We start from the raw sequence: 14,877 nt of genomic DNA, 5'->3' as shown, positions 1-14,877 counted from the left end.
CCATAGTGAGGACTCTTTGTGACTAAATTTTCTAAAATTTCAAAAAGACGTCTCAAATGAAAGCTAAAAAAGCTGGAATTGCCTTCCAACTTCTTTTGATTATGTTTCGTGACTAATCCACAAAACCATTTTGCTGACTCCAACCCTTAATAGCCTTCAAGGTCTTCTGCTGGTATTTGCCACTTTCATACATGTGATCTGCACCTGTTAAGGAAACGAGAACAGAATCACGGTAGTTCTTAGCTGTTCTTCTAGCAATATTAGGATGAGTCATCTTATCCTTGGTTCCTGAAATGACGAGAACAGGACATAAAATGTTACTAAAGTCCACATAAGCTGCCTTTGTCTTATCAAACCAATGAAGAGCCATCTGAGTATAAACTTTTCCTGATTCAGGAACCAGATTAGCAAAAACTTCCTCTTTCAAAGCTTCCTCTTGTTCATTCATGCAATACTTGAAAAACTCCTTTTTATAAGGGGGCATGGCTTTTTTCCAAAAACCCCAGCGTAAAAAGTGTTTGCCAAAACAAGCTAACATGGTTGGATAAAAGGCATAAATATCTGCTGTCGGAGCAGGTCCCATGAGAATCATACCAGCAACTTCTGTCTTTTCAGCAACCATTTGAGCCACCAGACAGCCTAAAGAGTGCCCTAAAATAAGTGGTGGTTGGTCTAGACTTTCAATCAAAGCCACTAAATCATCTCGATAGTCCTGCAAAGTAACAGTCCCAACTTTAGCTAGGCACTCTTGATAAGGTAGGTCATGGTAACGAAAGCTAGGTGTATGCACCTTGTATCCCATTTGACGTAGACCTGTCGCAAATTCTCCCCAAACATTGCCATCACACCAGGTCCCATGAATTAGGACAATCTCTCTGTTCAAAACCATTCCTTATACATCTCCCTTTTTTGTTAAAAAATTAGATTATTTATCTATCTTATAGTATCACACTTCCAACCTACATACCTTTATACATTTCTTACAATCGTAAGAAAATGGTCCCTTATTCATTTAAGAGACCATTTTTCTATATATTATTAGCGATTAGCCTTATGCATTTCTTCCTTAACCGGACAAGAACACTCACAATCGCCACAAGAACCTTTTCCTTTGATATAGTGACGGATGCCAAGACCAGCCAAAGCAAAAATAATGAAGGCAATGATAAATGTTGACATAACAATTCCTCCTAAACCTAAATATGGGCTTCTTGAAGATTATCCAAGCTAATGATTTGATCCTTAATCTGACATGGTTTACGAACCACAAAATAAATCATGGTCACTAACAGCAAGAAGGCAACAAAAGTCCAAATTGTCATTGACTTGCCGTATAGGATAACTTGGCCAAACTGATAAAGAATTAAACTCACACAATAAGCTAGGCCTGTTTGAAAACCGATAGCACCAACCGTCCATTTAAGATTGGCCATTTCACGCTTAATAGCTCCAATAGCCGCAAAACATGGGGCACAAAGTAAATTAAAGACTAAGAAGGAATAAGCTGCTAGGGAAGAATAATCTCCTCGCAGAGCCTCAGCTAAACCAGCTTCACTGCTATTATGATAGAGAATACCAAAGGTGGCAACAACAGTCTCCTTGGCAGCTAAGCCTGTAAGAGCCGCAACTGTTGCCTTCCAATTTCCAAATCCAAGCGGATCAAAAATCCAAGACAAACTCCTACCGAGAGTCGCCAAAATGCTGGCTTCCGTATCTACCGTATGTAGCGTAAAGTTGTAGTTAGACATAAACCAGATAAGAACTGTCAAACTGAAAATGATGGTTCCCGCACGTTTGACAAAACTCATAGCCTTACCAAAGGCATAGCGCAAAACTGACATGGCTTTAGGCCAATGGTAAGCAGGCAATTCCATTATAAACGGACTGGTTAGGCCACCCAAAAAACTCGTCTTTTTGAGGGCAATACCTGATAAGATAATGGCAGCCATCCCAATAAAATAAGTACTTGGTGCTACTAATGAGTTACTAGGGAAGAAAGCTCCAGCAATCAAGGCAATTATTTCCAACTTGGCCGAACAAGGCATGAAGGTTGCCGTCATAATGGTAATGCGACGGTCCCTTTCATTTTCAATCGTTCGACTAGACATAACCGCTGGAACCCCGCAGCCTGTCGAAATCAACATGGGAATAAAGGATTTTCCAGAAAGCCCAAAACGTCGGAAAATACGGTCCATAACAAAGGCAATACGACTCATATATCCAATGTCCTCAAGCACACCCAAACAGATAAAGAGCACAAAAATTTGAGGAAGGAATCCTAGTACCGTCCCAATCCCAGCGACGATACCATCAATAATCAAAGACTTAAGCCAGTCTTGAACTTGAAGAAAGTCAAGACCAGAAGTTACCAAATCTGGCACATACTTACCAAAAAGCACATCGTTAGCCCAGTCTGTCCACATGGTTCCAACAGTTTGGATAGATAAGAAATAAACCAAATACATAACTGCTGCGAAAATTGGTAAAGCCAAAATACGGTTGGTAACAATCCTATCAATCTTATCTGACAAGGTCAGGGCAAAATCTTCCGTATGACTTTGAGCCATCTGACAAACACGTTCAATAAGGGCATAACGCTCATTAATGACAATTGACTCCGCATCTTCTGTGAAAATTTCCTCAGTGATACGAATGATATCTTTGATTTCTTTTCGTTGGAATGGGGACAAGTCTAGCTCATCCTCAACTAAAGCATCGTGTTCAAAGAGTTTAATGGCATAAAAACGCGCAGACCTTTGTGGCACCGAATTTCCCAAGACTTCTAAAATTTGTGAGATGGCAGCTTCTAACTTATCGTCATAAATTGGAAAAGCAATGTCGGCAACTGTAGAGGTTGTCGTATGAGCCGCCTTCTTCACTACCTGATCAACACCAGTTTGCTTGAGAGCGCTAGTGGCTACTACTGGTACACCTAGATGATAAGATAATTTATCAACATTAATCTGCTTTCCCTGAGCCTCTAAAACATCACTCATGTTAAGCGCTAAAGTGACTGGAATACCTGTCTCAATCAACTGCGTTGTCAGATAAAGGTTACGCTCCAAATTTGTTGCATCGACTACATTTAAAATGCTGTCTGCCCTTTGGCTCAACAAATAGTCACGCGCCACCTTTTCTTCAGGGCTATAGGGTGACATTGAGTAAATCCCTGGTAAATCCTGGATTTCTAAATCCTTATTCTTTTTGACCAGACCACTTTTTCGTTCTACAGTAACACCCGGCCAGTTACCAACACGCTGATTGTTCCCTGTTATCAGGTTGAATAAACTGGTTTTACCACTATTAGGATTACCTATTAACGCAATTTCTGTCATTTTTCCACTCCCTCATCCAGCATGACCACACTAATCATTTGCGCTTCCGACTTGCGTAAGGTTAATTCATACCCTCTCAAGCTAATTTCTAGAGGATCTCCCAAAGGGGCTACCTTACGCAACAACACTCGAGTACGCTTTGTAATTCCCATATCCATAAGACGTCGTTTGGTTTCATTTGCTGAAAAAATATCAGTAACAATAGCCGAACGTCCAACTGGTAATTCAGAAAGAGGTATCTTTTCCTGATCTTCCTCCGCAGGTGCCAAATCAATCTTATCCAGAATCGACGCATCAAAGGCTAAGCGACTCCCTTTAACGATAATAATAGCACTGTTCTTGGTCTTAGTTACCACCTCAATCGTTTCACCGGCAGCCAACCCTAGGTTAGATAAGTGTAAAAGACTATCCTTAGGGAGGTTAATGCCAAGAATCCGGTAAGGCGTTTTTAAGGCCGCATCATATATGAGCATATTTCTTGACCTACTTTATTATTTTTGATATGGCATCATTATAGCATATTTATCCATCTTTTCCGCAATATTATCCTAAACAAGAATGATTCTAGAAAAGCAGAACACAAAAAGAAAAGGCCGGAAAAGTTCCAGCCTTCACAAACAATGTATACATACTTAATGAATATCTTACAAAACTTTACTCAAGAAATCCTTGGTACGATCTTCCTTAGTATTATCGAAGATCTCTTGTGGTGTGCCTTCTTCGACAATGACACCGCCATCCATAAAGATAACACGGTCAGCCACCTCACTGGCAAAGCCCATTTCATGGGTAACGATTGCCATTGTCATCCCTGATTTAGCAAGGTCCTGCATAACTGCAAGAACTTCACCAACCATTTCTGGGTCAAGGGCTGATGTTGGTTCGTCAAACAAGAGAACATCTGGATCCATAGCCAAACCACGTGCGATAGCAATACGTTGTTGCTGACCACCTGATAGACTTGTTGGGTAGGCATCTGCCTTATCTTTCAAGCCAACCTTTTCTAAAAGTTCCATAGCCTTTGCTTCTGCATCAGCTTTAGAAACACCCTTAGTCTTAATTGGTGACAAGGTGATATTTTCTTTAACTGTCATATTAGGGAAGAGGTTAAACTGTTGGAAAACCATTCCCATCTTCTCACGCATTTTGAAAATGTCGTTATTTTTATCTGTAATATCCACACCTTCAAAGGAGATAACACCTTTTGTAGGTTTCTCAAGCAAGTTCATTGAGCGTAGGAAGGTTGACTTTCCTGATCCTGAAGGACCAATGATAACCACTACTTCACCCTTTTTAATATCTAGATCAATCCCTTTGAGAACTTCGTTCTTACCAAAATACTTGTGAAGATTTTTAATCTCAATAATTGTTTCTGCCATTATTTACGTCCCTCCCCAAGTCGTTTTTCCATTTGTTTCAAGAGTGCCGTCATAGCTGTTGTCACAATCAAATAATAGAAGGCTGCGAACAAGAGCGGTGTCAAGGTCAAGTAGGTTGTTGTTGCAACAGTTTGTGCACCATTCCACAATTCCATAACCCCGATGGTTTGCAAGAGCGAACTATCCTTGATAATAGTAACAAACTCGTTACCCAAGGCAGGCAAGATATTTTTAATGGCTTGAGGCAAGACCACATAACGCATGGTATTCCATGGACGGATACCAAGTGAGTAGGCAGCTTCAACCTGACCTTTAGGAATAGACTCGATACCTGCACGCACACTCTCAGAAATATAAGCACCACTGTTCAAAGAAAGGACGATAATACCTGGAACGATACGTGATAAATCAAGGTTCAAAATGCCAAACTGCACAGTTGGAAGATTCATGTGGATGAGGTTAAAAGCAATCATAATCTGCACAACCATAGGAGTCCCACGGAAAACCCAAACATAAAGGCTCACCAACCACTCCAAAGGTTTGATTCCAGAACGCTTGGCCAAGGATACCAAAACCCCAAGGATGGTTCCGAAGAAGACCACGCAGACCGAAATCATAATTGTTACTAAGACACCATAGTTAAAGTAAGACCAAAACTGTGGTAGAAATGAAAAATTCATCTAGATACTCCTTACTAATATTCTTCAATATTATATCAGAAGACTGTATAATAATAAAGTATTTTCTTATAAATGCGATATTTCAGTATAAAAACTAAGTTATAGACCTAGCTAGCAAAACTCTTAAGCAATACACCTCATGTATTTCCAAGACGACACCACGCCAAAAGCTTTGCCAATGAGTTGAAACACTGACTGTTTTGACAAGCCATACAAGCATCACCCCATGCTTTCATCCTGATAAAAATGCCTGAAACTCGATAGTTTCAGGCATTCTGATTTTTGGAACCTTGTAAAGTTCCAAAATAATTTATTAGTAAAGCAAATCGTAGATTTCCATTGCAATCAAGTCGATACTATCAAATGAATAAGATTCACGTGCTTCAACGTCACGCAATGTGAAAACTGGACCATTTTCAGGATCGTTGCTAAATGATACTTCGGCAACAACCACTCCTTCACGTTCAAAATTACGTTTCAAATTACCACCATCAGCCGCCATCATTTCAAGACGGTTAATGATTCTCACCAAATGTGATTCCATGTTATTTCTCCTATTAATTGTGTATTTCTTACTTATTTTATCACACTTATGGGAAAAATGGGGGAATTTTAAATATTTTTCAAGGAATTGTACATAATGGCCTTGATAGAATGCATACGATTCTCAGCTTCTTGGAAGATGATATCACTGTATTTTTGGAAGACTTGATCGGTGATTTCTAACTCTGCCAAACCATATTTGTCATAGATTTCTTGCCCAATTTGGGTATTGAGATCATGAAAAGCTGGGAGACAGTGCATAACGATGACATCTGGATTTTCCGTCTTGGCAAGTAGGTCTGCATTAATTTGATAAGGCAGGAGTAAATCAATACGAGATTTAAAGTCTACTTCTTCACCCATAGATACCCAGACATCCGTATAAAGCATATCCACTCCCTTGACCTCTGAAATATCATCTGTAATGGTTAAATCGGCACCATTATTATGTTTCTGAGCTAGGGCTACAATCTCATCTTCGGGTTGCAGCACCTCTGGGGCAATAATCTTGACATTAACGCCTAAAATAGCCGAAGTGACCAAAAGTGAGTTGGCCGTATTATTTCTACCATCTCCAATATAGGCGATGGTCAAACCTTCCAAACTACCAAAACGCTCCTTCAAAGTCATGAAATCCGCAATCATTTGCGTTGGATGCCAGGTATCCGTCAAACCATTCCAGACCGGAACACCTGAGTACTTAGCCAACTCTTCGACATCTTCTTGCTTAAAACCACGGTATTCGATTCCATCAAACATAGAACCAAGCACCTTGGCTGTATCAACTACAGATTCTTTTTTACCTAACTGAATGTCTCCAGCACCAAGGTAGGTCACATTCATACCTAGGTCCTGACCAGCCACTGTAAAAGCTGAGCGAGTTCTTGTAGATGTTTTTTCAAAAATCAGGGCAATATTTAAGCCATCTAAATATTTATGCGGAATTCTTTCCTTCTTTAGCTGTTTAAATTTTATAGATAAATCGATTAACTCCTCAAGTTCCTGCTTGGTAAAGTCGATTTCTTTCAAAAATGATTTAGCTTGTGTCATAGGTATCTCTCTTTCGTTCTGAATAATATAAAAACATTATATAATATTTATACATTTTAAACAAGCGTTTTTGAATTAAAATTCAATGTTAGCACTCTTATTAATAGAGTGCCAAACCTAGATGCTTTTTACTTGCAATCTACCTTCCGCATGCTATAATGGAGTCATAGATTTGACCTTTTTTGACCAAGATTGTTTTCAATAAAGGTCTTTCCCAATTCAGATAGAAAAGAGGTACTGATATGCTCTGTCAAAACTGTAACCTTAATGAAGCTAGTATTCATTTGTATACCAATGTAAACGGTAATCAGCAACAAGTTGACCTCTGTCAAAATTGTTATAAAATCATGAAATCTGACCCAGAGAACCCCCTCAATCAATTCAATCAAACAGGAGGTTCAAACTTCTTCGATGATTTCTTCAGCGACCTAAATAACTTCCGTTCTTCTAACGGCGATCTTCCCAATACACCTCCAACACAAGAAGGTGGTAACCGAGGAAACGGTGGCAATACACAAGGGCCAGGCCGTCCAGGAGGACCACGCCAACAAGCTCCTCAACAGCCACAAGGTCTTCTTGAAGAGTTCGGCATTAACATCACTGACATCGCTCGTCGTGGAGACATTGATCCTGTTATTGGTCGTGACGAGGAAATCATTCGTGTCATCGAAATTCTTAACCGCCGTACCAAGAACAACCCCGTCCTCATCGGTGAACCCGGTGTCGGTAAGACTGCTGTTGTTGAAGGCCTAGCTCAAAAAATCGTTGACGGTAGCGTGCCACAAAAACTCCAAGGCAAACAAGTCATCCGTCTTGATGTGGTCAGCCTGGTTCAAGGGACTGGTATTCGTGGCCAATTTGAAGAACGCATGCAAAAACTCATGGAAGAAATTCGTCAACGTCAGGATGTTATCCTATTTATTGATGAAATCCATGAAATCGTAGGAGCTGGTAATGCTGGTGATGGCAATATGGATGCTGGAAACATCCTAAAACCTGCTCTTGCTCGTGGAGAACTTCAACTGGTCGGAGCAACAACACTCAACGAATACCGCATCATCGAAAAAGATGCCGCCCTAGAGCGTCGTATGCAACCAGTTAAGGTTGACGAACCAACGGTTGAGGAAACCATCACTATTTTGCGTGGTATTCAACCTAAATATCAGGACTACCACCACGTCAAATATACAGACGAAGCGATTACTGCAGCTGCAGAATTGTCCAACCGCTACATTCAAGACCGCTTCTTGCCAGACAAGGCCATCGACCTCCTCGATGAAGCTGGTTCGAAGATGAATTTGACCCTCAATTTTGTTGATCCTAAAGATATCGACAAACGTTTGATTGAGGCTGAAAACCTCAAGGCTCAAGCTACTCGTGACGAAGACTTTGAAAAAGCTGCCTATTTCCGTGATCAAATTGCCAAATACAAGGAAATGCAAAAACAAACCATCAAAGACCAAGATATGCCTGTCATCACAGAAAAACATATCGAAGCCATTGTGGAACAAAAAACCAATATTCCTGTCGGTGATTTGAAAGAAAAAGAACAATCACAACTTCTTAGTCTTGCTGATGATCTTAAATCACATGTTATTGGACAAGATGCCGCAGTTGATAAGATTGCCAAAGCCATCCGCCGTAATCGTGTTGGATTGGGTGCACCAAATCGCCCAATTGGTAGCTTCCTCTTCGTAGGTCCTACAGGAGTCGGTAAAACTGAACTCTCTAAACAATTGGCGATTGAACTCTTTGGTTCAGCTGACAGTATGATTCGTTTCGACATGTCAGAATACATGGAAAAACACGCCGTTGCCAAATTAGTCGGTGCCCCTCCAGGATATGTCGGTTACGACGAAGCTGGTCAGTTAACTGAAAAAGTCCGCCGTAATCCTTATTCACTCATTCTTCTAGATGAGGTTGAAAAAGCTCACCCAGACGTTCTTCACATGTTCCTCCAAGTTCTTGACGACGGTCGCTTGACTGATGGTCAAGGGCGAACTGTAAGTTTCAAGGATACCATCATCATCATGACTTCAAATGCTGGTACAGGTAAAGTTGAAGCTAGCGTCGGCTTTGGAGCTGCCCGTGAAAATCGTACCAATTCTGTTCTTAACCAGCTTGGAGATTTCTTCAGCCCTGAATTCATGAACCGTTTTGACGGTATTATCGAATTCTCTGCCCTTAGCAAGGAAAATCTCCTCACTATCGTGGACCTCATGCTTGATAATGTCAACCAACGCTTGGCTAATAACGGTATCTACCTCAGTGTAACTGAGAAAGTTAAGGAAAAATTGGTTGACCTTGGTTACGATCCTAAGATGGGTGCTCGACCACTACGTCGTACCATCCAAGATCATATTGAAGACGCTATTACTGACTTCTACCTTGAAAATCCAAATGAAAAAGATCTCAAGGCAGTCATGACTTCAAAAGGCCACATCACCATTAAGTCTGCTAAAAAAGCCGAAAAAGCTACTCAGAAAGCTGAAACAGCAAAAGAAACTGATTAAACAAAGAACCCAAGTCATTACGTCTTGGGTTCTTTATCTTTTCATTTCCTATTTTCAAATTTATCCCTAATTCTGCCTAAATCAATAGGAAAATGAGCAAAATTTTAGTATAATATAGGCAAATAAACGTAAGGAGCAACTCATGAATCCAACATTTGGTGACAAGGTTGAGGGAGCTCATTATCAAACACGTTACGGTGTTTATGCTGTGATTCCTAACCAAGAAAAGACAAAGATTATTTTAGTCCAGGCTCCTAACGGAGCTTGGTTTCTCCCAGGTGGAGAGATCGAAGCAGGCGAGGATCACTATAGCGCATTAGAACGCGAGTTAATTGAAGAACTTGGGTTTACAGCCACTTTAGGCCAGTACTATGGCCAGGCTGATGAATACTTCTATTCAAGCCACCGTGACACTTACTATTACAATCCAGCCTATATTTATGAAGTTGTAGATTTTTCAAAAATTGGCAAACCTCTCGAAGATTTCAATAACCTGGCCTGGTTTCCAATTGACGAAGCCATTGCTAAACTTAAACGTGGCAGTCATAAATGGGGAATCGAACAATGGAAAGAAACTAACACAACAACTGGCAAATCCTAGGAGGAAACTATGAAACTCATTAATACGACCCGTACACACCAAGAACTTGTTCAAAACCAACTTGACAACACGGATGCCTTTCTCGTAGAGACCTACTCTGCTGGGAATACTGATGTTGTCTTTACACAAGCACCTAAGCATTATGAACTCTTGATTTCAAATAAACACCGTGCTGTTAAAGACAATGAATTAGAAGTTATCCGTGAATTCTTCCTCAAACGAAAAATCGACAAGGATATCGTTTTGATGGACAAACTCAGAACAGTACACACTGACAAATTGATTGAGATCTCATTCCCAACAACTGTATAAGACAAAACAAGCAATGGCTAATACCACTGCTTGTTTTTTTGTATGTTACAAAGCTTTCGAAGCTTGATCCAGAACTTCCATAACCTGACGACTATGTTCCAACTGCTTGGCAACACTGTCAAAATCCTTGGTCGCCACCATCTTTTCAAAAGCCACAAATTCATCATGCATACGATGTTGTAGACTATTGAGATTGACGACTCTCTCTTTCTGACCATTGAGGGTGACGCCAATCTCAGGGAGAGTGTTGGTTGCACCAAAAATGGTAATAGCTCCCTTATCTCCTTGAATAGTTGAACGAATCTCGGCACTACAGTCTTTAGCTCCAATGGCAACAGCCTTAAAGTGACCATAGTCCAAAACTAGAATTCCTGACGTATCCACTCCTCGCTCCACATTAGGTAGATATTCCACACGATTAGGCTTACCAAAGAGACCAACCAGGAGATGGATATTATAGATATTAAGATCTCTAAGTGCTCCCCCACCCATTTCAGGGTTGAAGGCAGGAGCAATCTCTCCTCGCTTAAAGGCATCGTAACGTGAAGAATATTGAGAATAATTGATATTCACAATCTTAATATCTCCAATATCAGACAAGGCTTCCTTAATCGCTGTAAAATTAGCCAAATATTGATTGGTAATAGCCTCCATCAAGAGAAGCTCTTTTTCTTGAGCAAGCTTAGCTAGCTCTTCAAACTCTTCCAAATGTAAGGTGAAGGGTTTCTCACAGATAACATGCTTGCTAGCCAAAAGCGCTTTCTTAGCATAGTCATAGTGGGTATGGTTGGGAGTTCCCACATAAATCGTATCAACTTCTGGATTGGACAAAATTGCCTCATAATCACTAGTCGCCTGAGACAAACCATATTGCTTAGCTAGGGCTTCAGCCTTATCAAGTGAGCGTGGTGTCGACAAGATAGCTTCAAGCTCAATGCTCTCAATAGTCGTTAACACAGGAAGAACTTCTGTCACAATCATCCCTGTACCCAATAGTGCAAGTTTCATCAACTTACCTCCCTAATTTCTAATCTCTCTTTACTATGGTCCAAGCCCATATAGAGACTTATAATGAAAGAGGACTCAAATCGAAGTCCTCAAAAATTTAAGAACGTCCAAGCAGTTTCTTAACTCCTTGAATCGCTTTATGTTTAAGCGGTTGTGGATAATAACGGAAAGTTCCCATCTTACGAACGATATAACCATTAAAGTTTTGTTTAAATCGCAGAACTCCGTCTGAACCATCAAAGATTCCCATAATACCAAGGAAGTTATAGAACGTAATACCACGTTTAATGGCTTGGGTCATCACATACTCTTGTAAGAGTGCTGGCGCATAAAACTTATTAAACTCTGGATAAGACCCACTAAAAAGATAAACAGCTTCTTGAGGTGTATAGACAAAGAGACTTCCAGCCAGAACAATATCTTCCTGACCATACTTGTCAATAAAGGCAGTCGCTTCTCCCTTTCGAACATCAAAGGTCTCAAACTGACTTGATAACTCTCTTAATTGGTTTTGTTTTTTCTCAGATTTTGGATTAGCTTCTAAATCAGCTTGTAATTTGACAATTCTAGCCCCCAACTTCGCCTGATCACTTTCCAAATGGTCATAGTAATCCTGAAAATTCAAGGTAGCCACCATAAAATCAGCATTGTCACCAAAAGCATCATAAAAATCTTGATAATAATCTAGAGATTTGTCACTATACTCACGACGGTCAGAGGTCGCTGAAGTGATTTCTTTGAAAATAGATAACTCATCACGTTTCAATTTTTTCAACTTAATCCCAAAGGTTTTGGCTTTTTTAACCAGAGGTTTCCCTTTTTTACTGAAAGACTTGATAAGATCTTTTTCTTCAATCCCAGATAATTCCTTAACATAGTGCCAGTCAGGCTCACCACCAGGATAGCCTGTCTGTAGACCATCAAAGCTATAACCTAAATCAGTCAATTGACTAATCAGCTGCTTCTGCTCATCACTAGTTGGTTCACCATTACTATCAAAAGTTTGATAAGTATCATAAGGTTTGATTAATAGTTCAAGAGCACCATTTTCCTTAGCATAATCCTTCAAACCTTGGTAAAAGTCACTTAGATGAGCTGTATTTGAGTGAATCGGTCCACAATTCACCTCCATACGAAGCCCACCAGTCATAGGCATGCTGTAGACAATTGCTGAGACTTCTAGCTGGTTTCCTTCTTTCCAAGCGACATAGCTAATGCTAAATCCACGTTTTTCAAGAAGCTTTGCCATTTCCTCAGTTTGCATAAAAGAACGCTCAGATACTTGTTGAGCATGTGTGTTAAATTCTTCTTTAGTTACTTGAATGAAGCTCATTTTTTTCCTTCCTAAAATGAATAAAGTAAATGACGAGTGAGATAAAAAGCAAGATGGCAAGTACTGCCACTAATGGTATTCGAATCGGACGGACATTAAGCAACAAATCTCCACTAACTGCATAAACAATCGATACTGGCGCCACTCCAATAAGTGTCGCCAAAATCCTCGTCCTTGTGGGTAAATTCATTTGAACACAAGCATAATTGACCAGAGCTGAAGGTATAAAAGGAATAGAGAAGGCCAGTGAAATCCCAATAAAGCGATGCTTAAAGTTCTCAATATAGTTTAGAAGTTTCTCCATGCGTTTGGACTTCTCTGGCTTTTCAAGTCTTCTCAGAATTTCAAAACTAGTCAAATTCCCAAAAGTATTCCCAATAATATTCATCGGAATCGCAAGCAAAGGGCCACAGAGTAGCCCAACAAAAATACAAAAAATAGAACTTGAAACTCCAGGAATAGCTGATGACAGAATCATGAGACTAAGAAGGATCAGTGCATTTTGGAAATTAGCCTGCTTAAAAACTTCTCTTAAAAAGGCTTGATCATGCTTAGCGTTGGTCCATTCCTTGATTAAGGGGATGAAGTTATTTAAAAGAGGCCATAAGAATACCAGAATTAAACCTGCTATCCCTATAAAAAATAGTCTTTTTTTAGTCATTACATCTCCATAATTTTAATAGCTCCTTTTATTATAACAAAAAAATGCCTTCATTGATTTAGAAAGGCATCTTTTACTGCGATTACTTATTAATCAAATTCGCTTGTGACTTGTTTTCCAAGGCACCATTTTTAAAGTTAAGGGTAAGGCTACCTGTTTCACCCTTCTTAGCGACAAGGTTCGAAGACCAAAATGCTTGTGTCATTGTTGCATCTGAAGAGACAGCGATAGAATAAACATCCGGTGTACCAAGTGTTTTGACAGCATCGTCATAGCTAGTTCCATTTTTGAGATTTTCGTACATCTTCAGTGTGATTTTAGGATCACGGACGTAAGAAAAGTTTGAAATTGACTTAACCACAGTGCTATTGTTAAAGAGTTTCGCTGTAACAACAACATTGTCATACTGCCAATTATAAACATCAAGCTTAGCATCTCCTGCCTGCTCCTGACTCGTTGATGAAGGTTCACCAAACCAGCCCTTCAAGCTATCAAGATTTGAGCCTCCTGAAAATTCCTGAGAAGCATTTGCCATGGTAATCTTATCAAAGTTCTGGCGAACATTTCCATGCTTAACGGTTAAAATCTTTGAGGCTTCATTATCCAAAGATCCCTTCGTCTCTGTCTTGGACGAAGATTTTCCACAAGCAGCTAGAGTAAAAAGTGAGAGACCTAAAACGGTCAAAGACAAAAGTTTTTTCATAATAAATACCTATATATACAAATAAAAGGCTGACGCCTCTGGTTTTTATGGAGCCGGTGGGAGTCGAACCCACGTCCAAACACCTGCCAACATATTCGTCTACAACCATAGGTTATGTCTTTCATTTAACAGATAGACGACACATAACTCAAGCCTTCTATCTGCGAGCCTATAAATCTCTTTTCAACCAGCTAGGCAATGGTCAAACGTAGCTTATAAATCAATAAAACCTCTAAACAAACATAAGCAATCTGCTAGAAGTCACGCGAGCAGGTGTTTAGGCTGCTACAGCGTAAGAATTAGTATTTTTTGCAGTTATATTTAACTGAGCGTTTACGTCGCCACACGAGTCGCAGAATATGCCTCATAATGCCTGTCGAATCCGTAACGACCCCAATATGAGATACTGAGTATTATAGCAAATTTTTTAATAAATTGCAAAAGATTAGCCAAGCTGTCTCCCTAATATATCAACTATGGAGACGCTAATAGGTTAGTTTACTTTGATTTTAGGATAAGCTAATAACTTTTCTTCTGTAGCTCTACCTTTCCCTTCAACACTGAAAGATTTCACCTAATACTTTCACTAAAACTTACGGACTAAAAAACGTTGAGAGAACAATTCACTCAACGTCTTTCTTTTTGCACCCTAAGGGAATCGAACCCCTATCTCAAGAACCGGAATCTTACGTGATATCCATTACACTAAGGGTGCTAACAGTATACTATTATAGCATACTCTAAAATAGAAAAAAAGGG

The 14,877-nt window shown here is 39.8% G+C and carries 15 protein-coding genes, 1 tRNA gene and 1 other RNA gene; 3 read left to right on the top strand and 14 right to left on the bottom strand.

The window, feature by feature from the left end; genetic code table 11:
- Positions 1 to 112: 112 nt before the first annotated feature.
- The 8 genes from HMPREF1519_RS05520 to argF form a co-directional block, all read right to left on the bottom strand.
- Complete coding sequence (locus HMPREF1519_RS05520; RefSeq protein ID WP_022496002.1) at positions 113 to 889, bottom strand: alpha/beta fold hydrolase; 777 nt, start codon at positions 887 to 889, stop codon at positions 113 to 115.
- A 149-nt stretch (positions 890 to 1,038) separates the two neighbouring features.
- The gene (locus HMPREF1519_RS10325; protein ID WP_002890392.1) at positions 1,039 to 1,179 is read right to left on the bottom strand and encodes a FeoB-associated Cys-rich membrane protein; all 141 of its coding nucleotides are present in this window, start codon (positions 1,177 to 1,179) and stop codon (positions 1,039 to 1,041) included.
- Between the two features lie 17 nt (positions 1,180 to 1,196).
- Positions 1,197 to 3,335 carry a ferrous iron transport protein B gene (gene feoB, locus HMPREF1519_RS05510; protein ID WP_037611431.1) on the bottom strand — a complete coding sequence of 713 codons (2,139 nt, stop codon included), beginning with the start codon at positions 3,333 to 3,335 and terminating at the stop codon, positions 1,197 to 1,199.
- Complete coding sequence (locus HMPREF1519_RS05505; RefSeq protein ID WP_002885908.1) at positions 3,332 to 3,808, bottom strand: ferrous iron transport protein A; 477 nt, start codon at positions 3,806 to 3,808, stop codon at positions 3,332 to 3,334. The genes feoB and HMPREF1519_RS05505 overlap by 4 nt, the downstream gene beginning before the upstream one ends.
- Positions 3,809 to 3,979: 171 nt before the next feature.
- The gene (locus HMPREF1519_RS05500) at positions 3,980 to 4,714 is read right to left on the bottom strand and encodes an amino acid ABC transporter ATP-binding protein (RefSeq protein WP_022496000.1); all 735 of its coding nucleotides are present in this window, start codon (positions 4,712 to 4,714) and stop codon (positions 3,980 to 3,982) included.
- On the bottom strand, positions 4,714 to 5,394 hold the full coding sequence (locus tag HMPREF1519_RS05495) for an amino acid ABC transporter permease (protein ID WP_002886081.1): 681 nt from the start codon (positions 5,392 to 5,394) through the stop codon (positions 4,714 to 4,716). Before HMPREF1519_RS05495 ends, HMPREF1519_RS05500 begins: the two co-directional genes overlap by 1 nt.
- A 313-nt stretch (positions 5,395 to 5,707) precedes the next feature.
- Positions 5,708 to 5,938 carry a DUF1797 family protein gene (locus HMPREF1519_RS05490; protein ID WP_002885970.1) on the bottom strand — a complete coding sequence of 77 codons (231 nt, stop codon included), beginning with the start codon at positions 5,936 to 5,938 and terminating at the stop codon, positions 5,708 to 5,710.
- A 68-nt stretch (positions 5,939 to 6,006) separates the two neighbouring features.
- On the bottom strand, positions 6,007 to 6,987 hold the full coding sequence (argF, locus tag HMPREF1519_RS05485; RefSeq protein ID WP_022495999.1) for an ornithine carbamoyltransferase: 981 nt from the start codon (positions 6,985 to 6,987) through the stop codon (positions 6,007 to 6,009).
- Positions 6,988 to 7,229: 242 nt separating this feature from the next.
- On the opposite strand from argF, the gene HMPREF1519_RS05480 reads away from it, so the two are divergent.
- The 3 genes from HMPREF1519_RS05480 (at position 7,230) to HMPREF1519_RS05470 (ending at position 10,413) form a co-directional block, all read left to right on the top strand.
- Positions 7,230 to 9,500: an ATP-dependent Clp protease ATP-binding subunit gene (locus HMPREF1519_RS05480; RefSeq protein ID WP_022495998.1), complete on the top strand. Its 2,271-nt coding sequence runs from the start codon at positions 7,230 to 7,232 to the stop codon at positions 9,498 to 9,500.
- A 142-nt stretch (positions 9,501 to 9,642) separates the two neighbouring features.
- The gene (locus HMPREF1519_RS05475) at positions 9,643 to 10,101 is read left to right on the top strand and encodes an NUDIX hydrolase (protein WP_002885978.1); all 459 of its coding nucleotides are present in this window, start codon (positions 9,643 to 9,645) and stop codon (positions 10,099 to 10,101) included.
- Between the two features lie 9 nt (positions 10,102 to 10,110).
- Entirely contained in the window at positions 10,111 to 10,413 is a 303-nt protein-coding gene (locus HMPREF1519_RS05470; protein WP_002885967.1) for a DUF1827 family protein, read from the top strand.
- A 45-nt stretch (positions 10,414 to 10,458) separates the two neighbouring features.
- Here the strand turns inward: HMPREF1519_RS05470 and HMPREF1519_RS05465 are convergent, their stop codons facing one another.
- The 6 genes from HMPREF1519_RS05465 to HMPREF1519_RS05445 form a co-directional block, all read right to left on the bottom strand.
- Positions 10,459 to 11,421 (bottom strand): Gfo/Idh/MocA family protein, encoded by a 963-nt coding sequence (locus HMPREF1519_RS05465; protein ID WP_022495997.1) that lies wholly within the window; start codon positions 11,419 to 11,421, stop codon positions 10,459 to 10,461.
- Positions 11,422 to 11,518: 97 nt separating this feature from the next.
- Entirely contained in the window at positions 11,519 to 12,754 is a 1,236-nt protein-coding gene (locus HMPREF1519_RS05460) for an aminoacyltransferase (RefSeq protein WP_022495996.1), read from the bottom strand.
- On the bottom strand, positions 12,732 to 13,415 hold the full coding sequence (locus HMPREF1519_RS05455; protein WP_022495995.1) for a TVP38/TMEM64 family protein: 684 nt from the start codon (positions 13,413 to 13,415) through the stop codon (positions 12,732 to 12,734). The genes HMPREF1519_RS05460 and HMPREF1519_RS05455 overlap by 23 nt, the downstream gene beginning before the upstream one ends.
- 82 nt (positions 13,416 to 13,497) lie before the next feature.
- A complete protein-coding gene (locus HMPREF1519_RS05450) occupies positions 13,498 to 14,118 on the bottom strand; it encodes a DUF3862 domain-containing protein (protein ID WP_022495994.1) in 621 nt (206 codons plus the stop codon).
- A 45-nt stretch (positions 14,119 to 14,163) separates the two neighbouring features.
- Positions 14,164 to 14,513, bottom strand: a transfer-messenger RNA (tmRNA) gene (gene ssrA / locus HMPREF1519_RS10320).
- A 248-nt stretch (positions 14,514 to 14,761) separates the two neighbouring features.
- Positions 14,762 to 14,833: transfer RNA gene (locus tag HMPREF1519_RS05445), tRNA-Arg, on the bottom strand.
- Positions 14,834 to 14,877: the final 44 nt, after the last annotated feature.

The organism is Streptococcus sp. SR4 (assembly GCF_000517725.1).
Taxonomy (GTDB): Bacteria; Bacillota; Bacilli; order Lactobacillales; family Streptococcaceae; genus Streptococcus; species Streptococcus salivarius_F.
Note: the sequence above shows the minus strand (reverse complement) of the source record. Positions and strands in the feature narration are given on the sequence as shown.